Source organism: Methylobacterium jeotgali, assembly GCF_022179345.1.
GTDB lineage: Bacteria > Pseudomonadota > Alphaproteobacteria > Rhizobiales > Beijerinckiaceae > Methylobacterium > Methylobacterium jeotgali.
Genome location: NZ_BPQR01000031.1, coordinates 59,112 through 82,384, shown reverse-complemented (window position 1 = coordinate 82,384; position 23,273 = coordinate 59,112). Strand labels below are relative to the sequence as shown.

Annotated in this window: 22 protein-coding genes; 18 read left to right on the top strand and 4 right to left on the bottom strand. The window is 70.9% G+C overall.

What is annotated here, in order from left to right; translation table 11 throughout:
• The first annotated feature begins 45 nt into the window (after positions 1–45).
• Complete coding sequence (locus MFF04_RS09795; RefSeq protein ID WP_238275423.1) at positions 46–1,389, top strand: OmpP1/FadL family transporter; 1,344 nt, start codon at positions 46–48, stop codon at positions 1,387–1,389.
• A 69-nt stretch (positions 1,390–1,458) separates the two neighbouring features.
• On the opposite strand, the gene MFF04_RS09790 is transcribed toward MFF04_RS09795, so the two are convergent.
• Positions 1,459–3,270 carry a PHA/PHB synthase family protein gene (locus tag MFF04_RS09790; protein ID WP_238275421.1) on the bottom strand — a complete coding sequence of 604 codons (1,812 nt, stop codon included), beginning with the start codon at positions 3,268–3,270 and terminating at the stop codon, positions 1,459–1,461.
• A 113-nt stretch (positions 3,271–3,383) separates the two neighbouring features.
• On the opposite strand from MFF04_RS09790, the gene MFF04_RS09785 reads away from it, so the two are divergent.
• The 7 genes from MFF04_RS09785 (at position 3,384) to MFF04_RS09755 (ending at position 9,120) form a co-directional block, all read left to right on the top strand.
• Positions 3,384–3,743, top strand: a complete 360-nt coding sequence (locus MFF04_RS09785; protein WP_238275419.1) for a hypothetical protein — start codon at positions 3,384–3,386, stop codon at positions 3,741–3,743.
• 117 nt (positions 3,744–3,860) lie between these two features.
• Positions 3,861–5,078 carry an LL-diaminopimelate aminotransferase gene (locus MFF04_RS09780; protein ID WP_238275417.1) on the top strand — a complete coding sequence of 406 codons (1,218 nt, stop codon included), beginning with the start codon at positions 3,861–3,863 and terminating at the stop codon, positions 5,076–5,078.
• A gap of 128 nt (positions 5,079–5,206) precedes the next feature.
• The gene (locus MFF04_RS09775; protein WP_238275414.1) at positions 5,207–5,419 is read left to right on the top strand and encodes a hypothetical protein; all 213 of its coding nucleotides are present in this window, start codon (positions 5,207–5,209) and stop codon (positions 5,417–5,419) included.
• Between the two features lie 96 nt (positions 5,420–5,515).
• Entirely contained in the window at positions 5,516–5,869 is a 354-nt protein-coding gene (locus tag MFF04_RS09770; RefSeq protein ID WP_238275412.1) for a hypothetical protein, read from the top strand.
• Between the two features lie 105 nt (positions 5,870–5,974).
• Positions 5,975–7,103 (top strand): peptide chain release factor 2 gene (prfB, locus tag MFF04_RS09765; protein WP_238275410.1). Its coding sequence is split into 2 segments (ribosomal slippage): positions 5,975–6,043 and positions 6,045–7,103, totalling 1,128 coding nucleotides; the frame shifts between segments, so codons are not numbered across the junction.
• Positions 7,104–7,181: 78 nt separating this feature from the next.
• Positions 7,182–8,720, top strand: a complete 1,539-nt coding sequence (locus tag MFF04_RS09760; protein WP_238275408.1) for a hypothetical protein — start codon at positions 7,182–7,184, stop codon at positions 8,718–8,720.
• Between the two features lie 7 nt (positions 8,721–8,727).
• Positions 8,728–9,120, top strand: coding sequence for a hypothetical protein (locus MFF04_RS09755; protein WP_238275407.1), 393 nt, complete (start codon positions 8,728–8,730; stop codon positions 9,118–9,120).
• A gap of 133 nt (positions 9,121–9,253) precedes the next feature.
• Here the strand turns inward: MFF04_RS09755 and MFF04_RS09750 are convergent, their stop codons facing one another.
• Entirely contained in the window at positions 9,254–9,721 is a 468-nt protein-coding gene (locus tag MFF04_RS09750; RefSeq protein WP_238275405.1) for a peroxiredoxin, read from the bottom strand.
• A gap of 110 nt (positions 9,722–9,831) precedes the next feature.
• On the opposite strand from MFF04_RS09750, the gene MFF04_RS09745 reads away from it, so the two are divergent.
• On the top strand, positions 9,832–13,260 hold the full coding sequence (locus MFF04_RS09745; protein ID WP_238275403.1) for a YhdP family protein: 3,429 nt from the start codon (positions 9,832–9,834) through the stop codon (positions 13,258–13,260).
• 120 nt (positions 13,261–13,380) lie between these two features.
• Here MFF04_RS09745 and tyrS read toward each other — a convergent pair whose 3' ends face one another.
• The gene (tyrS, locus tag MFF04_RS09740) at positions 13,381–14,649 is read right to left on the bottom strand and encodes a tyrosine--tRNA ligase (protein ID WP_238275401.1); all 1,269 of its coding nucleotides are present in this window, start codon (positions 14,647–14,649) and stop codon (positions 13,381–13,383) included.
• Positions 14,650–14,774: 125 nt separating this feature from the next.
• Here tyrS and MFF04_RS09735 point away from each other — a divergent pair, with 125 nt between their 5' ends.
• The 3 genes from MFF04_RS09735 to ribB are packed head-to-tail and all read left to right on the top strand — an operon-like array spanning position 14,775 to position 18,178.
• Positions 14,775–15,935: an anhydro-N-acetylmuramic acid kinase gene (locus tag MFF04_RS09735; protein WP_238275399.1), complete on the top strand. Its 1,161-nt coding sequence runs from the start codon at positions 14,775–14,777 to the stop codon at positions 15,933–15,935.
• A 32-nt stretch (positions 15,936–15,967) separates the two neighbouring features.
• Entirely contained in the window at positions 15,968–17,065 is a 1,098-nt protein-coding gene (gene aroC / locus MFF04_RS09730; RefSeq protein WP_238275398.1) for a chorismate synthase, read from the top strand.
• A 27-nt stretch (positions 17,066–17,092) separates the two neighbouring features.
• Positions 17,093–18,178: a 3,4-dihydroxy-2-butanone-4-phosphate synthase gene (gene ribB / locus MFF04_RS09725; protein ID WP_238275396.1), complete on the top strand. Its 1,086-nt coding sequence runs from the start codon at positions 17,093–17,095 to the stop codon at positions 18,176–18,178.
• Between the two features lie 18 nt (positions 18,179–18,196).
• On the opposite strand, the gene MFF04_RS09720 is transcribed toward ribB, so the two are convergent.
• Complete coding sequence (locus MFF04_RS09720) at positions 18,197–19,126, bottom strand: histone deacetylase family protein (protein ID WP_238275394.1); 930 nt, start codon at positions 19,124–19,126, stop codon at positions 18,197–18,199.
• 352 nt (positions 19,127–19,478) lie between these two features.
• On the opposite strand from MFF04_RS09720, the gene MFF04_RS09715 reads away from it, so the two are divergent.
• From MFF04_RS09715 to MFF04_RS09695, 6 genes are all read left to right on the top strand, one after another.
• Positions 19,479–19,922, top strand: a complete 444-nt coding sequence (locus tag MFF04_RS09715; protein ID WP_238275392.1) for a hypothetical protein — start codon at positions 19,479–19,481, stop codon at positions 19,920–19,922.
• Between the two features lie 169 nt (positions 19,923–20,091).
• Positions 20,092–22,095: an acetyl-CoA carboxylase biotin carboxylase subunit gene (locus MFF04_RS09710; protein ID WP_238275390.1), complete on the top strand. Its 2,004-nt coding sequence runs from the start codon at positions 20,092–20,094 to the stop codon at positions 22,093–22,095.
• A 15-nt stretch (positions 22,096–22,110) separates the two neighbouring features.
• Complete coding sequence (locus tag MFF04_RS09705) at positions 22,111–22,341, top strand: hypothetical protein (RefSeq protein WP_238275388.1); 231 nt, start codon at positions 22,111–22,113, stop codon at positions 22,339–22,341.
• Positions 22,338–22,463 (top strand): hypothetical protein, encoded by a 126-nt coding sequence (locus MFF04_RS21925; protein WP_283206356.1) that lies wholly within the window; start codon positions 22,338–22,340, stop codon positions 22,461–22,463. The genes MFF04_RS09705 and MFF04_RS21925 overlap by 4 nt, the downstream gene beginning before the upstream one ends.
• A gap of 19 nt (positions 22,464–22,482) precedes the next feature.
• Positions 22,483–22,914: a gamma-glutamylcyclotransferase family protein gene (locus MFF04_RS09700; RefSeq protein ID WP_238275386.1), complete on the top strand. Its 432-nt coding sequence runs from the start codon at positions 22,483–22,485 to the stop codon at positions 22,912–22,914.
• Between the two features lie 13 nt (positions 22,915–22,927).
• A complete protein-coding gene (locus MFF04_RS09695; RefSeq protein WP_238275385.1) occupies positions 22,928–23,206 on the top strand; it encodes an acylphosphatase in 279 nt (92 codons plus the stop codon).
• Positions 23,207–23,273: the final 67 nt, after the last annotated feature.

Below are 23,273 nucleotides of genomic sequence, written 5' to 3'. Positions count from 1 at the left end.
GCTGGGGTCGGGAAGTCGGGACCGCGAAACAAGGCTGGAAGCGTCATGTTGGGGAATTTTCGGGCCATCGCCCTCGCCGGTGCCTCTCTCGCCGCCGTCGCGCTCGGCACCGCCTCGGCCGAGGCCGGCGCCTTCGGCCTGCGCGACCAGAGCGCGATCGGCCTCGGCATGTCCTTCGCCGGCGCCGGCGCCGGCGCGGCGGGCGTCTCCTCCATGTTCTGGAACCCGGCCACGGTGACGATGCGTCCCGGCTGGGTCTCCGAGCAGAACCTGACCTTCATCAACCTCCAGGGCGACATCCGCACGCTGCCGGGCACGAGCGCCCCGTACTCGGCGCTGCCGGGCAGCGGCGACATCGGCCAGGGCGCGGTGCTGCCCTCGGGCGCCACGTCCTACCAGCTCAACGACCGCCTCTGGATCGGCATCCAGACCGGCGCGCCCTTCGGCCTCGTGACGAAGCCCCGCGACGTCTGGGCCGGTGAGGCCTACGGCCGCTCGAACCGCATCTTCTCCCTGGCCTTCAACCCGGTGGTCGGCTTCAAGGTCACCGACTGGCTCTCGGTCGCGGCGGGCCCGAACATCGAGTATTTCCGCCTGACGCTGCGCCAGGCGGTGCCGCTGACGCCGCTGCTGCCGGCGACGGCCCTGCCGAGCTCCTTCATCAAGGGCGATTCCTGGGGCGTCGGCTTCACGGCGGGCGCGCTGATCACGGCGCCGACCGGCACCACGCTGGGCGTCGGCTACCGCTCGTCGGTCCATCACGACATCGACGGCTCCATCGGCGTGCCGCTGCTGGCGCTCGCCCCGCTCGCCGGCCAGGTCCGCGCCAAGCTCAACACGCCCGAGAAGGTCACGGCCGGCATCACGCAGGTGATCAGCCCGGTCTTCCGGATGAGCCTCGGCTTCGAGTGGGACAACTGGTCCCGGCTCGGCGATGTCGGCATCGTCTCCAAGACGCTCGGCGTGACGGTCAACCATCTGCCGCTGCGCTACAAGGACGGCTACACCTACTCGCTGGGCGGCGAGTACGACTGGTCGCCGAACCTGACGCTGCGGGCCGGCGTCTCCTACGAGCAGTCGCCCATCGACTTCGAGAACCGCTCCGTGCGCCTGCCCGACGCCGACCGCGTCGGCCTCTCGATCGGCGCGAGCTACCGCTGGAACGAGAAGCTCCTGCTCACCGCCGGCTACCAGCATCTGTTCGTGGAGCGCGGGCGCATCCTCGCCGGCGCCGGCCGCGACTACAACGTGAGCAACGCGCTGGGCCAGAGCATCGCCTTCGCCGGCGTCGCCGACGGCAGCGCCGACATCGTCTCGGTGGGCTTCCGCTACCAGTTCGGCGAGCCGGCCGTGGTCGCCGCCCCGGCGCCGCTGGTGCGCAAGTACTGAGGAGCCCCGCTCCCCGCATCGAAACGAAAGGGCGCCCCAGCGGCGCCCTTTTCTTTTCCGGCAGGCCCCTCAGGCCTTCATACGCACGTAGGTGCCCGGTGCCGGGCCGAGGGAGGTCAGCGCGCCCTCGCCGGGGATCCGAGCCGGTACGCGCTCGGGCGCCTGCGCCTCCAGCCACTGGAACCAGTAGGGCCACCAGGAGCCCTTGGTCTCGGTGGCGACCGCGATCCAGTCGGCGAAGCGGCCCTTGGCCGGGCCGCCGGTCCAGAACCCGTACTTCGCCTTGGCGGGCGGGTTCACGACGCCGGCGATGTGGCCGGAGCCGGCAAGCACGTAATCGACCTTGCCGCCGAACTTGGACGAGCCCTCGAAGACCGAGAGCGCCGGGGCGATGTGGTCCTCGCGGGTGGCGAGGTTGAAGATCGGCACCTTCACCTTCTTTAGGTCGAGCCGGACGTTCCCCAGCACCATCCGGCCCTGCGCGAGCGTATTATCGAGGTAGCAGTTGCGCAGGTAGAAGGAGTGGTTGGCCGCGGGCATCCGCGTGGCGTCGGCGTTCCAGTAGAGCAGGTCGAAGGCGGAGGGCGCCTTGCCCTTGAGGTAGTTGTTGACGACGTAGGACCAGATCAGATCGTTCGGGCGCAGCATGTTGAAGGCGCCGGCCATCCGCGACCCGTCGAGATAGCCCTTCTCGCTCATCCGGGCCTCAATGCCCTTGATCTGCTCCTCGTCGGCGAAGACCTTGAGGTCGCCCGCATGGGTGAAGTCGACCTGGGTGGTCAGCAGCGTCGCGCTCCTGATGCGGGTGTTGCCGGTGGCCGCCTGGTAGGCGAGCGTCACGGCGAGCAGCGTGCCGCCGACGCAGTAGCCCGCCGCCGAGACCTCGCGCTCGCCGGTCGCGGCGCCGATCGCGTCGATCGCCGCCTCGACGCCCTCGCGCATGTAGCTCTCGAAGTCCTTGTCGGCGTGGCGCATGTCCGGGTTGACCCAGGAGATGCAGAACACCGTCAGTCCCTGCGAGACCATCCAGCCGATGAGACTCTTCGAGGGGTTGAGGTCGAGGATGTAGAACTTGTTGATCCAGGGCGGCACGATCAGGAACGGCCGCTTCAGCACCGTCTCGGTGGTCGGCGCGTACTGGATCAGCTCGATGAGGTCGTTGCGGAACACGACCTCGCCGGGACTCACCGCCACGTCGCGGCCGACCTCGAAGGCGGTGGGATCGGTCTGGCGGACCCGCAGCTCGCCCTTGCCCGCCTCGATATCCTCCTGAAGCATCCGCATCCCGCGCACGAGGTTGGCGCCGTTCTCGGACAGTGTGTGCCGGATCAGCTCCGGGTTTGTCATCAGGAAGTTCGAGGGCGAGAGGGCGCCCGAGACCTGCCGCAGGTAGAACTGCGCCTTGTGGCGGGTGTGGTCGTCGAGCCCTTCGGCGTTGTCGACGAGGTACTCCGCCCAGCGGGTGGTGATGAGGTAGCCCTGCTTCAGGAAGTCGAAGACCGGGTTCGTGGACCACTCGGCGTGGCTGAAGCGGGCGTCCTTCGGCTCGGGCTCGGCGATGGCGGGCGCGCTCTGGCCCTGGAGGCGCAGCCAGGTCGCGCCCCAGAGGTCGACGAACTCCTTGGCGATCCTCCCCTGCGCCTCGCTCGCCTTCTGCGGATCGGCGAACCACTTCTCGGCGACGCCCGCCAGCGTGCGGACGATCTCGGCGACCTCCTCGTTCATGCCCTTCGGCGGGGCACCCCCTTCCGCCGGCTGGAAGTAGCGGGCGGCGGCCCGGCCGATCTCCTCGGCGAGCAGGCCGGCATTGCGCGAGAGTGCCTCCGGGTCCGGCAGCGCGGTTGCGGCTTCCGCCCGGTCGAGCCGGTCACGCGTGGCCAAGAGCCTCTCTCCCTGCATGCTTCGGGCTGCCCGATTCCGGGAGCCTCGTTTAAGACAAAGTAACGCGCGAGGCGGAAGTTTCGCCATCGTCCCGTCCGTCCTTCGAGACAGACATGAACCGCTTGTCCGCTGCCAATCTCCCGCGCTGCCTCGCCGCGGCCGTTCTCGCGGCCGGGGTCTCCGCCTGCTCCGGCGACGTCAGCCCGCTTCGCGGGCCCCTCGGCCTCGGCGGCGCCCCCAAGACCGCCGAGGCACCGGAGTTCGTGGCGGCGTCCCGCCCCGCGAGCCAGGAGTTTCTACCCGTGGGCGTGTCGGCGCCGAAGCGTCCGGTGCGGGCGAAGTCCAGCGAGGGCCAGAAGGCGCTCGAGGCCGAGCTCGAAGGCGCCCGCAGCCGCAACGAGGCCAAGGGCCGCGCCGCCGAGGGCGCCAGCAAGGCGGCCGCCAAGGGCGCGCCGGCTTCGGCGGCCCAGTAGCGCTTTTCGGGGTCCCTTGCGGCGCCCGAGGTGCTAGAGAGGGCGATCAAGCCACTCCGGGACGAAGCGGGCCGCCGAGCCTCGCATGTCCCGTTCCATCCGGCACGGACACGGGCCATGACCGATTTTCACCGCATCAAGCGTCTTCCCCCCTACGTCTTCGAGCAGGTGAACCGCATCAAGGCCGCCGCCCGCGCCAACGGCGCCGACATCATCGATCTCGGCATGGGCAACCCGGACCTCGACGCTCCGAAGCACGTCATCGCCAAGCTGGTCGAGACCGCCGGCCGCCCGCGTACGGATCGCTACTCCGCGTCCAAGGGCATCGCGGGCCTGCGCCGCGCCCAGGCCGCCTACTACCAGCGCCGCTTCGGCGTCACCCTCAACCCGGACACGCAGGTCGTGGCGACGCTCGGCTCCAAGGAGGGCTTCGCCAACATGGCGCAGGCCATCACGGCGCCGGGCGACGTGGTGCTGGTGCCGAACCCGAGCTACCCGATCCACGCCTTCGGCTTCCTGATGGCCGGCGGCGTCATCCGCTCCGTGCCCGCCGAGCCGACGCCGGCCTTCTTCCCGGCGCTGGAGCGGGCGATGCAGCACTCGATCCCCAAGCCCGTGGCGCTCGTGGTCTGCTACCCCTCGAACCCGACCGCCTACGTCGCGAGCCTCGACTTCTACCGGGACCTCGTCGCCTTCGCGAAGCGCCACGAGATCATCCTGCTCTCGGACCTCGCCTACGCCGAGGTCTACTTCGACGGCGTGCCCCCGCCCTCGGTGCTGGAGGTGCCCGGTGCCATCGACGTCACCGTCGAGTTCACCTCGATGTCGAAGACCTACTCTATGGCCGGCTGGCGCATGGGCTTCGCGGTCGGCAACGAGCGGCTGCTTGCGGCGCTGACGCGGGTGAAGTCCTATCTCGACTATGGCGCCTTCACGCCGATCCAGGTCGCGGCCACCGCGGCGCTGAACGGGCCGGACGACTGCATCGCGGAGATGCGGGGCATCTACAAGAAGCGCCGCGACGCCCTGGTCGAGTCCTTCGGCAAGGCCGGCTGGCCGATCCCGACGCCGGCCGCCTCGATGTTCGCCTGGGTGCCGATCCCGGAGCGCTATCGCTCGCTCGGCAGCCTGGAGTTCTCGAAGCTGCTCTTGGAGAAGTCCGACGTGGCGGTGGCGCCGGGCGTCGGCTTCGGCGAGTTCGGGGACGACTACGTGCGCATCGCGCTCGTCGAGAACGAGCAGCGCATCCGGCAGGCGGCCCGCAATGTGCGCCGCTTCTTCGACGGCACCGACAAGACGCTCCACAACGTCGTGCCGATCGCCAAGGCCGGCTGAGCGCTGGGACGGATCATGTGGCGGGGGGGAGACACGGGCCGCCAAACCGGCCTCGTCTCCCCGTCGGCGCTTGCCACGGGCGGGGGGCGTCCCCAGGATTTGGCGACGTGTTCGCTTCCGGAAATCCCATGCGCCGCCTGATCCTGCCCGCCGCCCTCGTGCTCGCGGCGCCGCTCGCGGCCTGCGCCCCGAACCCGATCGTCGCCCGCGATCCGGTGCCGGCGCCGGGCCCCGACGCGGCCTTCACCTGCAACTCGAAGCCGCTGGTGCTGAACGCCTTCACCACCAACTGCACCCCCGCCCCGGTCGCTCCGCAGGTCGTGCTTCGCGCCAAGGGCTGAGCCGCCCGCCCGTGACGGCGACCGCCGCTTGAGGTAGGGTCCCGGCCAAGCTTGAGGGAGCGGGACCCGTCGGTCCGTCCCAGGGAGGATCACCGCGTGTCGCGTAAGGCCACCACCACGGCGCTCGTCGCCCTCGTGCTTCCCGCGCTCGCGGCGCCGGCCCTCGCCCAGGGCGTGCCCTCCTACTATACCTACCCCAACGGGCCGACCGTGCTGGAGGTCGACCGCGACAACGGGCGGCCGGTGGTGCCGGCCTCCCGGCCGGACCTCGCCGCCGTGCCGGCGATCCCGGTGCCGCAGGTCATGAACGGCGGCGGCTTCGGCCTCACCGGCTTCGCCTACTACAACGACGGGCCGGGCGAAGGTCAGCTCGGCAAGGGCCATCGGCCGCGGGAATACGTGCTGAACCCCGCCTACAAGGGGCCGCTGGGCCCGTTCGCCCCGCGCTGAGCGCACACACCTCCCTGCATTCGTGATCGGGCCCGGCGCGTTTACACGCCGCCGGCATCGCCCTATCACCCCCGCACGTCACCGACACCGGACCTGAAACACCAGATGCGCGCCGAGATCGAGCAGAGCTCGGATGCCGCCAAGCAGTCGATCGGACTGCTGAGGAGGCATCTTTGACTGGGATACCGTCGAGAAGCGCCTCGCGGAGCTGAACGCGGCCTCCGAGGACCCCGACCTCTGGAACGACGCCGAGGCGGCGCAGCGCGTCATGCGCGAACGCCAGCAACTCGATGAGGCCGTGGCCGCCATCAAGCGCCTGGAGCAGGAGCTCGAGGACGCCGCGACCCTGATCGAGCTCGGCGAGGCCGAGGGCGACGCCGACACCGTGCGCGAGGGCGAGAACGCCGTGCGCGCCGTCGAGAAGGAGGCCGCGAGCCGCCAGATCGAGACGCTGCTCTCCGGCGAGGCGGACGGGTTCGACACCTATCTCGAGGTGCATTCCGGCGCCGGCGGCACCGAGAGCCAGGACTGGGCCCTGATGCTCCAGCGCATGTATGCCCGCTGGGCGGAGCGCCGGAAGTACAAGGTCGACGTGGTCGAGTGGTCGGACGGCGAGGAGGCGGGCATCAAGGGCGCCACGCTCCTCATCAAGGGCCACAACGCCTATGGCTGGCTCAAGACCGAGTCCGGCGTGCACCGGCTCGTGCGCATCTCACCCTACGATTCGAGCGCCCGGCGGCACACGAGCTTCGCGTCGGTCTGGGTCTATCCGGTCATCGACGACCGGATCGAGATCGAGATCAAGGAATCCGACTGCCGGATCGACACCTACCGCTCGTCCGGCGCCGGCGGACAGCACGTGAACACGACGGACTCGGCGGTGCGCATCACCCACAACCCGACCGGGATCGTGGTCGCCTGCCAGCAGGAGCGCTCGCAGCACAAGAACCGGGCGACCGCCTGGAACATGCTGCGCGCCCGCCTCTACGAGGCCGAGCTGAAGAAGCGCGAAGAGAAAGCCAACGCCGAGGCCGCCGCCAAGACGGATATCGGCTGGGGCCACCAGATCCGCAGCTACGTGCTCCAGCCCTATCAGCTGGTGAAGGACCTGCGCACGGGCACCCAGTCCACCGACCCGGACGAGGTGCTCGACGGCGACCTCGACCCGTTCATGGAGACAGCGCTGGCCCAGCGCGTCTACGGCGGCGGCGAGACGGTCGAGGACATCGACTGATCCGCCCGCCGGTCCGACAGGTTGCTGTCAGGTCGGTGCCGCACCCTGCCTCCCGGGTTCGATCCGGGAGAGCCGGCCATGAGCAGCGGCACCAACTTCGCCTACATCCCGCCGGTTTCGACGGCACCGCTGTCGATCAACCTTCCGACGATCAGCGTCACGGCGGGGCCGCCTGATCCGATCGGGGGCGGCGGGGCTCTGCCTGGCGACGGCAGCTACGGCGATCCGATCGCCGGCTTCCACCAGATCAACCAGCAGTTCGCGGACAACCAGCGCGCCTTCTCGGAGCGCATGGACGCGCAGTCGGCCGCCTTCAACGCGGCGCTCACGGAGCAGGCCGCGGCCCGCTCGGCGCAGATGCAGTCGCAGACGGACGCCAACCTCGCGAGCATGAACGCGCAGCGTGCGGCGATGTCCGCCCCGCCGATCACCGGGCCGATCCTGCCGCCGAGCTTCCTCCGGGCAGCTCAGGCCGCGCTGCCCCCGGTCGCGCCGGGGCTTCTCGCCTTCGATCAGGCCCCGCCGCCGGCCATCCCCGCCGAGGCGCCGCCACAGGCACCCGATCCGGCCCTCGCGGCGGCCGGTCTCGCGGCCGCGCCCGGTGCGACCTTCGGCGAGGGCCTGCTGGCGGGCGCCGAGGTGATCGGCGCGGCGCTGCCCTCCGCGGCGCGGATCTTGCCGGCGGCCACCGGCGTCGGCGCCTTCCTCTACGGACTGTTCGGGAACACGGGGACCATCCCGAGCGACGCGGCCGAGACGCAGATGCGCCTCGAGAGCGAGGCACGGATGCAGGCGCTGGGCCTGCGCCCCGGCCAGACCGTGCCGGATGCGGCGCCTCCGGAGGGCGGGACGGCGCCGGAGGCACCGGCTGATGCGGTCCCCACGCTTCCGGGCGCCTTCGGCCCCGTTCCCGCCTTCGCCGGCCTCGATCCGGCGCTCTTCGCCGCGGGTGGCCCGGCGCTCGGGTTCGCACCGCTGCCGGACGGCGCCTTCGCGCCCCTGCCGGGCTTCGCGCCCGCCGTGCCGAATCTCGGCCCGGAGGGCTTCACGCCGGCCCTGCCGGGATTCGGCGCCCTGCCGGGCTTCGCGGCGGCGCCACCGCAGGGTCTCGCGCTGCCGGGCCTGACGCCTGCACAGCCGATGCCCCCCCTGCCCGGTTTCGGGCCGGTCGACCCGGCGATGACGGGTGTCGTGACGCTGGAGGCTCGCTCGCTCGGCGATCTGCGCGGCGATCTCACGGACACGATCGGGCTGCGCGCCCGCCAGTTGGAACTCGGCGACGATCCCGCCCTCGGCGGCTACCGGCAGGCCGAGGGGATCGCCGGGGTCCGGTTGGAGCAGGCGCTCGGCCGCCGGATCGATCGAAGCGCCGACCCGGCCTACGATTTCGTCGACCGCATCCTCGGACCGATCAGCCTGAAAGGGCCGTTGCCGGAGCGCGGCAGCTTGGAGGGCCTCCGGAACTCGGTCATACGCGACGCCATGGGCGGCAACACCGCGACGCGGGTTCTCGTCGTCGATACCCTCGGTCTCTCGGACCAGCAGTTCGAGACGCTGCGCAACGACGTCGCGAACGGCACCCAGGGCACGCAGAAGACCATCATCTTCTTGAGGTAGAGCCGAGATGGCCCATTCCACGCAGGCGTTCCGCGGCGGTACCGCGACCCTGAACGACCGCTCGCTGCTGGCCCTCGTCGCTCTCCTGCGCCGGCTCGAGGAGCGGGAGCCCGACGCGCGGCTCTCCGCGATCGTGGCGGCATGGTACCGGGCGGCGGAGGTCAGCGGTCCAGGGACGATCGACCTGACCCTCGACACGCTGCTCACCGACGACGCGGCCGCGGATTTCCTGGCGGAGAGGTTGCGCCGGGTCGCGCAGGAGGCCGGCGACGTGGTTCCGGGGGCCGAGCTCAACGGTGCCGCGCTGCCGACCGGGATCGTATTCAGCGACTTTCCCGCCGATGCCCTGCGGGAGGGCATCGACGCGCTACTGGCGTTGATCGCCCGCGACGGGCGGTGATCGCAGCGGCGCCGATCCCATGCCGAGCGGCGCCGTCGCGACCGTCCTGCGGCTCCCGGCGCCCGTGAGCGAACGCCGGGCCGCGAGGGTGGCATCGGCGACGCCGGCGGGGGCTCCGGCGCGGCGGCGCCGATCAGGAAAGCGCCCTGGCGGCCTCCAGCACCTCCTCCGCGTGGCCGGGGACCTTCACCTTCGGCCAGACCCGCGCGACGCGCCCCTCCCGATCGATCAGCACCGTGGTGCGCTCGACCCCCATGTACTTGCGCCCGTACATGCTCTTCTCGACCCAGACGCCGTAGGCGCCGAGCATGTCCTTGCCCTCGTCGGAGGCCAGCGGGAAGGTCAGGCCGTACTTGGCGCGGAACTTGTCGTGGCTCTTCACGGAGTCCGGCGAGACGCCGATCACATCCGCGTCAGCGGCGGCGAAGGCCTCCGCCAGGCCGTTGAATGCCTGCGCCTCCAGCGTACAACCGCTCGTGTCGTCCTTCGGATAGAAGTAGAGCACGACCTTGCGGCCCTTCAGCGCGGAAAGCGCCAGCGTCTGCCCTCCCGCTCCGGGAAGGGTGAAATCCGGAGCCGGGTTGCCGGGTTCGAGGCTCATCGTGCCTTCCTTTCGGCCGATTGGTGATGTGTCTGCCGGGATAGCCGCCCGGCCGGGACCGCGCGGTTTCTAGGTGAGCGCTGCGACCCGATCCAGATCCCAGGGTGCGAATGGTTGAGGACAGGGCCCTGATACGGCGGCCGGCCCGGCGATGGCGCGGGCTCTGCTTCCTGTCGGCCGGCGTTCTGCTCCTCCTGGCCGTCTCCCTCGTCGGCGCCGGCATCCTGCGCCTGACCTACGGGCCGCTGCGCATCGACGGGCTCTCGGAACGGGTCGGCGCGGCGCTCGCCGAGCGCATCGGCCCGGGCTGGACCGTCACCCTGCGCGACAGCGCCCTCGAGCTCGACAACGAGAACTCCCTGGCGCTGCGCGTCACCGGCCTCGACATCCGCAACCCCGAGGGCGCCACGGTGGTGCGCGCCCCGCTCGCCGTCGTCAGCCTCGACACCTGGGGGCTCGCTCGGTTCACGGTGCAACCCCGCTCCATCGAGTTCCGCGACGTGCAGATGACCGCCCTGGTCCACCGGGACGGCTCGATCGCCTTCGCCGCCTCCGAGGCGGCCAATCCGAAATCCGCGAGCCCCCACACCCTGCCGAGCGTCGATACGGCGCGCGGCAGCGTCTCGCCGGTGTCGGCGGCGGTGGGCTCGATCTTCGGCGTGGTGCTCGACTCGGCGGGCGTCGTCGGCGCCCTCGACCGGGCGCGGATCACCGATGCCCGCCTCACCCTCGTCGACGAGGAGGGGCACGAACGGGCGGTGTTCGAGCACGTCAACGGCCTGTTCGGCCGCGACGCCACGCAGGACGCCCGCCTGTTCGAGCTGCGCATCGACGGCCCGCACGGCGAGTGGCGCTTCGGGGGCACCCTGCGCGAGGCGGGGGGCAGCCGCCGCACGGGCGTCATCACCCTGGACGACCTGCCGCTCGCCGACCTGTTGCTCCTCTCCGGCAAGTCGGCCCTGCCGATCCTCACCGACCTGAAGCTCTCCGCCCGCGCGGACGTCGCCCTCGACGGCAGCCGCATTGAGGACATGAAGGCGAGCTTGCGCACCAGCGACGGCAACGTCCTCATCCAGGAGAAGGACTTCAACCCTGTCACCATCGAGAGCATCACCGCGAGCGCCCGGTGGGACGAGGCGGCCCGCGCCCTTCACCTCGACGCGCTCGACTACCGGGGGGCCGGCAACGAGGTGCACCTCACCGGCGCCTGGACGGAGAGCCCGGCGGGCTCCGACACGGCCTGGACGGCGACGCTCTCGGGTCGCGACGCCGTGCTGCGCGGCGCCGCGCCGGCGGACACCGCGGTCCCGATCGGCAGCCTCGAGGCCCGGATCTCGGGCAAGGGCGGCGGCGTCTCGATCGACGATTTCAGCCTGAAGGGGCCGACCGTGACCGGCCGTATCACCGGGACGCTGGCGACGGCGGGCGACGACGAGGGGCTGACCCTGCGCGTCGTCGCCTCCGACAGCGACCTGCGCACGGCGCTGCGCCTCTGGCCGGAGCATATCGCGCCGGGAGCCCGCAACTATCTCGTCGACGAGCTGCGGGGCGGCCGCCTCGACTCGGTGGACCTCACCGTCGACATGTCCGCGGGCGAGCTCGCCGCCGCCACCCGCGGCGATCCGATGCCCGACCAGGCCCTGCGCATCGCCTTCGCGGTTTCGAACGCCACGCTCGCGGTCTCGCCGGACGCGCCCCCGCTCAGCCGCGGCCGCGTCGCCGGCACCGTGACGGGGCAGAGCACGACGATCCGGGGCGTCACCGCCGAGATCCGGAACGAGGACGGCCGCACCCTCGCGGTCAACGACGGCAGCTTCGTCATCGCCGAGATCACGCCGGAGAAGGTCCAGGCGCAGATCGGCCTGCGCCTCACAGGCGGCGCCGACGCGCTGGCCTCGCTCCTCCAGGCCAAGATGTTCAAGAGTCTCGTCGGCGCCGAGATCGACCCGGCGACGGTGAAGGGTGCGGCCGACCTGCGCATCGACTTCCCCCTCAACCTCAAGCACGTGCCGGAACTAGTTGACCTGCCGGTGACGCTCAACGGGACGCTCGCCGACCTCGCCGTCGAGAAGGCCATGGGCAAGGATCGGCTGGAGGGCGGCAGGTTCGCCCTCGCCTACGACCGCTCCGGCTTCTCCATGAAGGGCGAGGGCCGGCTTGCCGGGGCGCCCATCGCCGCCGAGATGAAGGGGCTCAAGCCGGGCGTGCCGGGCGAGCTGAACCTCGCCATGACGCTGGACGAGGCCTTCCGAGCCCGCAAGGGCCTGCCCGTCGCGCCGCAGCTCACGGGCCCGATCACGGCCAGGGCCGTGGTGCCCGTCGGCCGGAGCGGCCAGGGCAAGCCGCCGGTGCGGGTCGAGGCCGATCTTGCCCGCGCGGGCCTCGACGGCGTGCTGCCGGGCCTCGTGAAGGCTGCCGGCCGGCCGGGACGCCTCGGCTTCACCTACGCGGAAGGCGCCGGGGGTGCCGCCGAGTTGCGCGACATCGCCTTCGAGGCGGGATCGGCGAGCGGCCGGGGCAGCGCCGTGATCGGGCCTGAGGGCGCCCTCGACCGGGCCGAGTTCGCCAGCCTTAAGCTCTCGCCGGGCGACGACATGCGCGTCGCCGTCGATCGCAACGGCAACGCCTATCGCATCGCCGTGAAGGGCGCGGTGGCCGATGCGCGCCCCTTCCTGAAGGCGATGAACGCGCCCGACGCGAAGGGCGCCAAGGAGGCGAGCCCGAAGGAGATCGAGGCCGACATCGCGCTCAGCATCCTCACCGGCTACAACGACGAGGCCCTCACCAATGCTGCCGTGAAGCTGAACCTGCGCGGCAAGGACGTGCGCGGGGCGACGATCTCCGGCCGATTCCGCTCCGCGCCCTTCGCGGCGACGGTGACGCGGGGCGAGCGCGGCGTGCCGGTGCTCTCGATCGAGTCGCAGGATGCCGGCGCGACGCTGCGCTTCGCCGACGCCTACAAGCGGATGCAGGGCGGCCGCATGGCCATGAGCATCAACCTCGCCGATGGGCCGCAGGCCGGCGTCGTCCAGATCCGGAACTTCGCGCTGCGCAACGAGCCGGCGCTATCCAGCATCGTCTCCCAGGGCGGCGAGGGGGCCGACCCGACCGGCCGCCGCCGCAACCTCGACGCCAGCGGCGACGTGGGTTTCGACCGGATGCGCGCCAACTTCGTCCGCACCGGCGGCCGCTTCGACTTCCGCGACGCGGCGATCTCCAACGCCGCCATGGGCTTCACCCTCGGCGGCTACCTCGACACCACCCGCGAGCGCCTCGACATCTCCGGGACCTTCGTGCCGCTCTACGGGCTGAACAACGTCGTCTCGCAACTGCCGCTGTTCGGCCCGCTGCTGGGAGGCGGGCACAACGAGGGCCTGTTCGCGGTCAATTTCCGCGTCGCCGGCAAGCTCGGCTCGCCGGACGTGAGCGTGAATCCGCTCTCGGCCATCGCGCCGGGCATCCTGCGCAAGCTGTTCAGCGCCGGCGGCGGAGACTCCTTCGCCGACGGCGTGCCGCCGGCGACTTTCCCCGACCGCTGATTGATATTAGCGTGCTTCGGCACTGACTGCGTCAGTGCCGAAGCGTTCCGCGCATGAGCGCGGGCGCCCGTTCGGGCTTGCCTTGCGTCTTCGAACAGGTAGTTCGAAGACGCGGCGGATTTACTCGGCCCGCAGCAGCACGTGCTTCTTGCGGCCGAAGGAGAGCTTCACGACGCCCTCAGGCGTCAGGTCGGCCACGCTCAGCACCGCCTTCTCGTCGCTCACCGGCACGTCGTTGACGCGCAGGCCCCCGTTCTTGATCTGGCGGCGCGCCTCGCTCGTCGAGGGCACGAGGCGGGCATGCTCGGCGAAGGCCGAGAGCACGCCGAGACCGGCGGCGAGCGTCGCGCGAGGCACCGACACGCTCGGCAGGTCCGCCGAGAGCGTGCCCTCCACGAAGGTCTTGCGGGCGGTCTCGGCGGCGGCCTCGGCCGCCTCCCGGCCGTGCATCAGCGCTGCGGCCTCGGTGGCGAGGACCTTCTTCGCCTCGTTGATCTCGGCGCCGCCGAGGCTCGCGAGCCTCTCGATCTCGGGCAGCGGCAGCAGCGTGAACAGCTTGAGGAAGCGGCCGACGTCGGCGTCCTCGGTGTTCCGCCAGAACTGCCAGTAGTCGTAAGGGCTGAGCATCCCGGCATCGAGCCAGACGGCGCCGGCGGCGGTCTTGCCCATCTTGGCGCCCGACGCCGTGGTGAGCAGCGGGCAGGTCAGCCCGTAGAGCTGCGGCGTGCCGAGCCGCCGGCCGAGGTCGATGCCGGTGACGATGTTCCCCCACTGGTCCGAGCCGCCCATCTGGAGCGTGCAGCCGTGGCGGCGGTTCAGCTCGGCGAAATCGTAGGCCTGGAGGATCATGTAGTTGAACTCCAGGAACGACAGCTCCTGGTCGCGCTCCAGGCGCATCCGCACGCTGTCCATCGACATCATGCGGTTGACGGAGAAGTGCCGGCCGATGTCGCGCAGCATGTCGATGTAGTTGAGCTTCGTCAGCCACTCGGCGTTGTCGACCATCAGCGCCTCGCCGGGTTCCTCACCAAAGGTGAGAAACCGGTCGAAGGTCTTGCGGATGCCCTGCTTGTTGATCTCGATCTGCTCGAGCGACAGGATCTTGCGGCTCTCGTCGCGGCCGGAAGGATCGCCGACGCGGGTGGTGCCCCCGCCCATCAGCGCCACGGGCTTTCCGCCGGTCGCCTGCAGCCAGTGCAGCATCATGATCGACAGCAGGTGGCCGACATGGAGCGAGGCCGCGGTGCAGTCGTAGCCGACATAGGCCGTGAGACGCCCCTCCGCCGCGGCGGCGTCGATGCCGGCGAGGTCCGAGGCCTGGTGGATGTGGCCGCGCTCGGCGAGAGTCCGGACGAAGTCGGATTTCGGGGCGAAGCTCTCAGCGATCATCACGGGGTCCCGGCGGGTCGGCGGCCGCCGCGACAGGGCGGGGCGCGCGTGCTAGCTCCCCGAAGCACGGGGAATGCGGGCCGCCTTTAGCAGGGCGTCCACGGAAAGGCACGGGGCAGGGGCGGATGGCGGCGATGCGCGCGATCGGGCTGATGAGCGGCACCTCGCTGGACGGCGTCGACGTGGCGCTCATCGAGACGGACGGCGAGGCCGTCACCGTCACGAAGGGCCACAACAACTTCCTCGAACCCCTCGGGCCGACCGGATATCGCGGCTATTCCGACGAGGAGAAGGCACTGCTGCGCGCCGCCACCAAGGACGCCGAGAGCGTGGTGATGCCCGGCGACCGGCCGGGCCGCCTGCCGGAGGCGGAAGCCCTCGTCACCGAGGCTCATGCCGAGGCGGTGGAGCGCTTCCTCGCGGATCACGGGCTCAAGCCCTCCGACATCGACGTGATCGGCTTCCACGGCCAGACCGTGATCCACCGGCCGGACCAACGCATCACCATTCAGGTCGGCGACGGGCAGGCGCTGGCGGACCGCCTGGGCATTCCCGTCGTCTCGGATCTCCGCCGGGCGGACATCGAGGCGGGCGGACAGGGGGCGCCGCTGGTGCCCGTGTTCCACAAGGCGCTCGCCGAGGCTTCGGGCTTCGAGGGGCCGTTCGGCATCCTCAACATCGGCGGCGTCGCCAACGCCACGCTGATCGATTCGAAGGGCGGCGTCATCGCCTTCGACACGGGGCCTGGCAACGCGCTCATCGACGAGTGGATGCAGGAGCGGGAGAACAAGAACCTCGACGACGGCGGCCGCACTGCCGCCCGCGGGCGGCCCGACGAGCAACTGCTGGCTTGGCTCCTCACTCACCCGTTCTTCTTCCGGCGACCGCCGAAGTCGCTCGACCGGAACTGGTTCTCCCACAAGCTCGCCGGCCAGCTCTCGACGGAGGATGGCGCCGCGACGCTCACCGCCTTCACCGCCCGCGCCGTCGCCCGCGCCCTCGACCACGCCCCGGAGGTGCCCGTCCGCTGGATCGTCGCCGGCGGCGGCGCCAAGAACGGTGAGCTGGTGCGCCTTCTGAACTACCATCTGCGCGCCGAGATCACGACCGCCGACGCCATCGGCTGGTCCTCCGCCTACCTGGAGGCGCAGGCCTTCGCCTACCTCGCCGTGCGCTCCCTCAAGGGCCTGCCGAACACATTTCCCTCCACGACGGGCGTGCGCGAGCCAACGGCCGGCGGGGTTCTGTGGGAGCCGCGGCTGCCTGGAGGCGTGGTGAGTTTGTGACTCCGCGCATCCCGCGCTAGAGCGGGTCGGCGATGTCCCACAATACGTTCGGCCACCTGTTCCGCGTCACCACCTTCGGCGAGAGCCACGGCCCGGCGCTGGGCTGCGTGGTCGACGGCTGCCCGCCCGGCCTGGCGCTCGAGGCCGAGGACATCCAGGCCGAGCTCGACCGGCGCAAGCCCGGTCAGTCCCGCTTCACCACGCAGCGCCGCGAGCCCGACCAGGTGCGCATCCTGTCGGGCGTGTTCGGCGACGACCGCACCGAGGGGCGCCAGCTCACGACGGGCACGCCGATCGCGCTGATGATCGAGAACACCGATCAGCGCTCGAAGGACTATTCCGAGATCCGCGACAGCTACCGGCCGGGCCATGCCGACTACGCCTACGAGGCCAAGTACGGCATCCGCGATTATCGCGGCGGCGGCCGCTCCTCCGCCCGCGAGACCGCGGCGCGGGTGGCGGCCGGCGCCGTCGCCCGCAAGGTGATCCCCGGCATCACCATCCGCGCGGCGCTCGTGCAGATGGGCCCGCACGCCATCGACCGGAGCCGCTGGGACTGGGACGAGACCGCCCGCAATCCGTTCTTCTGCCCGGACGCGCAAGCCGCCGCCCGCTATGAAGGCTATCTCGACGGCATCCGTAAGGATGGCTCCTCCATCGGCGCGGTGATCGAGGTCGTGGCCGAGGGCGTGCCGCCGGGCCTCGGCGCCCCGGTTTACGGCAAGCTCGACGCCGATCTCGCCGCGGCGATGATGTCGATCAACGCGGTCAAGGGCGTCGAGATCGGCGACGGCTTCGCCAGCGCGGCGCTCCGGGGCGAGGACAACGCCGACGAGATGCGCGCCAGCAACGACGGTCGCCCGGCCTTCCTCGCCAACCACGCCGGCGGCATCCTCGGCGGCATCTCGACGGGCCAGCCCATCGTCTGCCGCTTCGCCGTGAAGCCGACCTCCTCGATCCTGACGCCCCGCCGCACCGTCACCCGCGACGGCCAGGACGCCGAGATCGTCACCAAGGGCCGCCACGACCCCTGCGTCGGCATCCGCGCGGTGCCCGTCGCCGAGGCGATGATGGCGTGCGTCCTCGCCGATCACTATCTGCGCCATCGCGGGCAGGTCGGCAGCGTCTGAGCCGCCCCGCGCATCCCGAGGCTTCCCGTGTCCCATACCTGCGTCACCCAGGCCATCGAGGCCTTCGCCCGCGGCGAGATCGTCGTCGTCACCGATGATGACGACCGCGAGAACGAGGGCGATCTCGTCGTCGCGGCCTCTCTCTGCACGCCGGAGAAGATGGCCTTCATCATCCGCAACACCTGCGGGATCGTCTGCGCGCCCCTGACGCTGGCCGAGGCGCGGCGCCTGCGCCTCGATCCGATGGTCGCCTCGAACGATGCGCCGCTCGGCACCGCCTTCACAGTGACGGTCGACGTGCGCCACGGGCTCACCACCGGCATCTCCGCCGAGCAGCGCTGCAACACTGTGCGGGCGCTCGCCAACGGCAACATGGGCGCGGCCGATTTCGTGCGCCCCGGCCACGTCTTCCCGCTCATCGCCAGGGACGGCGGCGTGCTCATGCGCTCCGGCCACACCGAGGCCGCCGTCGATCTCTGCCGGCTTGCCAACCTCCCGCCGGTCGGCGTCATCTGCGAACTCGCCAACGACGACGGCACGGTGATGAAGGGGCCGCAGATCACGGCCTTCGCCGAGACGCACAGGCTCGCCCGCGTCTCGGTGGCCGACCTCATCGCCTACCGGCAGGCCCGCGACCGGCTGGTCGAGCGGGTCGGGCAGTTCCCGGTCAAGACCGAGTTCGGGCCGATGACGGGCTATGCCTACGTCACGCCCTTCGAGACCATCCAGCAGTTCGCCTTCGTGCACGGCCCGATCGGCGACGGACGCGACCTGTTGGTGCGGCTCCACCGCTCCAACGTCGTCGCCGACGTGATCGAGGGCGGCCGGCAGATCGAGCAGGTGATGCGCCGCTTTGCCGCCGAGGGCAGGGGCGTCCTCGTCTATCTCCGCGACGGCACCGCCGGCGTGCCGCTGTCGCGCTACGCGGAAGGGAGCGCGGAGGAGGGCGCCGAGGCACAGCGGGTGCGGGCCTGGCGCGAGGTCGGCCTCGGCGCGCAGATCCTGCGCGACCTCGGCGTGGTCTCGATCCGCAACCTCTCGACCTCGTCGCGGGCCTATGTCGGCCTCTCGGGCTTCGGCATCGAGATGCTCGGCGAGGAGCCGCTGGAGTAACCCCTCGCCGGGTTTTTCCTACCGCCCCATCAGCGCGTCCATGTGCGCGGCGACCGACTTGCCGAGGCCTTCCAGCGAGTAGCCGCCCTCGAGGATCGACACGACGCGCCCGCCCGCGTGCTTGTCGGCGAGTTCCATCAGCTTGCGGGTCGCCCAGCCGAAGTCGGCCTCGTCGAGGCGCAGGTTGGCGAGCGGATCGAGGCGGTGGGCGTCGAAGCCGGCCGAGATGATGATCAGGTCCGGCGCGAAGGCGTCGACGCGGGGCAGGACGCCGTTCTCGAACGCCTCGCGAAACACCTCGCCGTCATCGTTCGGGCGCAGGGGCACATTCACGATGGTGTTCTTGCTGCCCCGCTCGGAGGGGGCGCCGGTGCCGGGATAGAGCGGCATCTGGTGGGTCGAGGCGTAGAGCACGTCTTCGTCGTCCCAGAAGATGTCCTGCGAGCCGTTGCCGTGGTGCACGTCCCAGTCGACCAGCGCCACGCGGGACAGGCCGTGCGCCTTGCGGGCGTAGCGCGCCGCGATGGCCGCGTGGTTGAACAGGCAGAAGCCCATCGCCCTGGTCTTCTCCGCATGGTGGCCTGGCGGCCGCATCCCCACGAAGGCGTTGGCGCACTCGCCCTTCATCACCGCGTCGACGGCGTGGTTGGCGCCGCCGATGGCGTGGAGGGTGGCGCCGAGACTTCCCGGCGAGAGCAGCGTGTCGGAGTCGATCGCCACGATGCCGCTCGCCGGCACCGCCGAGACGATCGCCTCCACGAACTCCGTCGGGTGGGCGAGGGTGGCGACCTCCGGCTCCGCGCGGGGCGCCTGCACCCGCACCAGCCCGGCGAAGCGCTCGTTCTCCAGCGCCCGCTCGACGGCGCGCATGCGATCGGGACGCTCGGGATGGCCCGAGGGCACCTCGTGCTCCAGGGCCGCGGGATGGCTCACGTAAAGGGTGGTCACGTCGTTCTCGTCCTCCCGAGGTCCGGCCGTTCTCGACCGGATCATGTCGCGCCGTCGCTCAAGGTAGCGCGGACCGAAGCTTCGTGACGTGTTCGCTTAAGGGCGAACGACGCGCGCTCCTATCCTGGCATGTTGTGCGCCAGTCCGACAGCCGCGCCTTCGGGCCCCTCGCATCGGGCGGGCCGTTGCGACGGTGCCCGGCAACCTCTCCGTAATCCTGGTTCGTGAGCACGCTTTAACCTGAACGCCAGTTCAGATTTCGCCATTAACCGCGAAAGGAGCGGCGCCGATCATAGTGGAGACACACGGGGTTCAAGACCGGCGCAAGCAAAAGCCGGGGAGGTATCAAGAGATGATCAACGCAACGCTGCAGCACTTCTGCAACCATGTCGCCGCCGCCGGCCGCATCGAGGCCCGCGACGTGGCGCATCTCTCCCGCGACATCCTGCCGGACGGCATCATGGAGCGCGACGAGGCCGACATGCTGATCGCGCTCGGCCGCGCCGTCACGGATGCCGACGGCGCCTTCGGCGACTGGCTCGTCGCCGCGATCGTCGACTTCTCGGTGTGGGGCGAGCGCCCGACCGGCCGGATCGAGCGCGAGACCGCCGCTTGGCTGCGCGCCTCGCTCACCGGCCGCGACGGCCCTTCCGAGCTCTCCGCGCGCATCGCCATCGCCGTGGTCCGCGAGGCACAGGCCAGCGACGAGAGTCTCGTCGCCTTCGCGCTCGACGCCAACCGCCGCAGCCAGGGCCTTCCCGCGGTGCGCGAGCAGGCCTTCCCGCTCGCCGCCTGACCGGCTCGGCTCGGCCCGTCAAAATCGCTTCACGAGGCTCTCAAAGCGATTTGCGCCGGGATTCCGTGGTCGACCAGGGTACAGCTTTCGCCGGCTTCTCGACTGCTTTAACGGGGTCCTCCACCCGGTCCTTCCGGGACGAGTAAGCACCCGGAAGCAGGCGCACGCGATGTTCGACAAGATCCTGATTGCCAACCGCGGCGAGATCGCCTGCCGCATCATCAAGACCGCCCGCCGGATGGGCATCAAGACGGTCGCCGTCTACTCCGACGCCGACCGGGATGCGGTGCACGTCGCCATGGCCGACGAGGCCGTGCATATCGGCCCGGCGCCGGCCGCGCAGTCCTACCTCGTGATCGAGAAGATCATCGATGCCTGCCGGCAGACCGGCGCGCAGGCGGTCCATCCCGGCTACGGCTTCCTCTCGGAGCGCGAGGCCTTCCCGCGGGCGCTGGCCGAGGCCGGCATCACCTTCATCGGCCCGAACCCCGGCGCCATCGCCGCCATGGGCGACAAGATCGAATCGAAGAAGGCGGCGGCTGCCGCCAACGTCTCGACCGTGCCCGGCTTCCTCGGCGTCATCGAGAGCCCGGAGCAGGCCGTGACCATCGCCGACGAGATCGGCTACCCCGTGATGATCAAGGCGTCGGCCGGCGGCGGCGGCAAGGGCATGCGCATCGCCCACTCTGCCGACGAGGTCGCGGAAGGGTTCGCCCGCGCCAGGTCGGAGGCGTCCTCCTCCTTCGGCGACGACCGGGTGTTCGTGGAGAAGTTCATCACCGATCCGCGCCACATCGAGATCCAGGTGATCGGCGACAAGCACGGCAACGTGATTTACCTCGGCGAGCGCGAGTGCTCGATCCAGCGCCGCAACCAGAAGGTCATCGAGGAGGCGCCCTCGCCGCTGCTGGACGAGGCGACCCGCCGGAAGATGGGCGAGCAGGCCGTCGCGCTGGCGAAGGCCGTGAGCTACGACTCCGCCGGCACCGTCGAGTTCGTGGCGGGTCAGGACAAGTCCTTCTACTTCCTCGAGATGAACACCCGCCTCCAGGTCGAGCACCCGGTGACGGAGATGATCACCGGCCTCGACCTCGTGGAGCTGATGATCCGCGTCGCGGCGGGCGAGCGGCTGCCGCTGGCGCAGTCCGACGTGAAGCTGAACGGCTGGGCGGTGGAGAGCCGCGTCTACGCCGAGGACCCGACCCGCAACTTCCTGCCCTCCATCGGTCGGCTGACGGTCTACCAGCCTCCGGAGGAGGGGCCGGAGGGCGACGCCATCGTGCGCAACGACACCGGCGTGGAGGAGGGCGGCGAGATCGCCATCCACTACGATCCGATGATCGCCAAGCTCGTCACCTGGGCCCCGACCCGGCTCGCCGCGATCGAGTCGCAGGCCCGTGCCCTCGATGCCTTCGCCATCGACGGCATCCGCCACAACATCCCGTTCCTCGCGGCCCTGATGGCCCACCCGCGCTGGCGGGAGGGCAACCTCTCGACGGGCTTCATCGCCGAGGAGTTTCCGGAGGGCTTCACCGCGCCCGAGCCCGAGGGCGAGATCGCCCGGCGCATGGCGGCGGCGGCGGCGGCCATCGACCACAAGCTCAACCAGCGCAAGCGCGGTATCTCCGGCCAGATGCGCGACCCGAGCCTTCTCCATTTCGAGCGTGACCGCGTCGTGCTCCTCGCCGGCCGCAGCTATCCGGTGACGGTGGAGGCGCGCGCAGATGCGATCCTCGTGACGGAGGCGGACGGCACCGCCCTCGAGGTCGCGAGCGAATGGCGGCCCGGCGAGCCGGTCTGGACCGGCACCATCGGCGGCAAGGTCGTGGCGATCCAGGTCCGCGGGCTCCTCAATGGCGTGGCGCTCCAGCACGCGGGCGCGGCGGCCGAGGCCCGCGTCTTCACCCGCCGCGAGGCCGAGCTGGCCGCGCTGATGCCGGTGAAGGAGCAGGCGGGCTCGGGTAAGCAGGTGCTCTGCCCGATGCCCGGCCTCGTGAAGTCGATCCTTGTCAGCGAGGGCGCCGAGGTGAAGAGCGGCGAGCCGCTCGCCGTCGTCGAGGCGATGAAGATGGAGAACGTGCTGCGCGCCGAGCGCGACGCCACCGTCTCCAAGATCCACGCCAAGGAGGGCGACAGTCTCGCCGTCGACGCGGTGATCCTGGAGTTCGCCTGACGCGCAGGCGCGGCGGTGAGCGCGGTCCATAACGAGCAGACCAAGCTTCTCGCCACCGCGCTCAACAACGTCGCGGTGGCCTTCGTCGTCGTCGGCTTCGTGACGCCGGTGATCGCGCTGAGCTTCGGCGTTTCCAACGCGCCGCCGTTCCAGTCGGCGACCGCGCTGTTCGTCGTCCTCTGGCTTTCCACGGGCGTCTGCTTACATTGGGCGGCAAGGCGCGCGCTTCGGAGCCTCAAGCCATGAGTTCGGGCGAGATCTTCGTGATCTTCGGGATTCCGGCCATCGCACTGACGATGGCCTACGCGGCCGTGCGCGCCAACGAGTGGGCCGTGAAGCGCGCCGAGGAACGGGGCGAGCTGAAGTAGCCGTCCGCCGCCGGAGCCGATGCCCCTCTACTTCGCCTACGGCGCCAACATGGACGCCGCCGCCATGGCGCTGCGCTGTCCGAACTCCAGGCTGATCGGCCAGGGCCGGCTTCTGCGCCATCGCTTCATCATCATGAAGGAGGGCTACGCCTCGGTGCTGCGCGACCCCGCCCGCTCGGTCTGGGGCGTGGTCTGGGACCTGGCGCTCGGCGACGTGCCGGCGCTCGACCGCTACGAGGGTGTGGCCGGTGGGCTCTACGTGAAGGCCGCGCAGCCGGTGGCGATGTCCGGTGGCGCGAAGCGGGCGCTGATCTATCTCGGGCGCAGCACCGCGAGCGGCGCCCCGCGGCCGGGCTACATGGAAGGCGTGCTGCGCGCGGCCGAGGCGGCGCAGCTTCCCGGCCCGTATCGCCGGGAGATGGCGGGCTGGCTGCGCCGGCCGGCGGCCTGAGGGAGATGCGGAATTGAGCGATCGCACGGTCGAGGCGGTGATCACCGGGCGGGTGCAGGGCGTCGGCTACCGTGCCTGGACGGAGCGGCGGGCGCTTGCCCACGGCCTTTGCGGCCACGTCCGCAACCGGGAGGACGGATCGGTCGAGGCGGTCTTCTCCGGATCGTCTGAGACCGTCGAGGCGATGCTCGCCGAGTGCCGCGAGGGGCCCTCGGGAGCCCGAGTCGACGGGGTGCAGGTAACCGAGCGCGGGGAGCGGCCGGCGGACGGGTTCGTCATCCGCTACGGCTGAATCGCCCTCGACAGGGCGCCGTCCCCCGCGCTAGCGAGCCCATGGATCGGCGCCGGGCTCCCTCCGG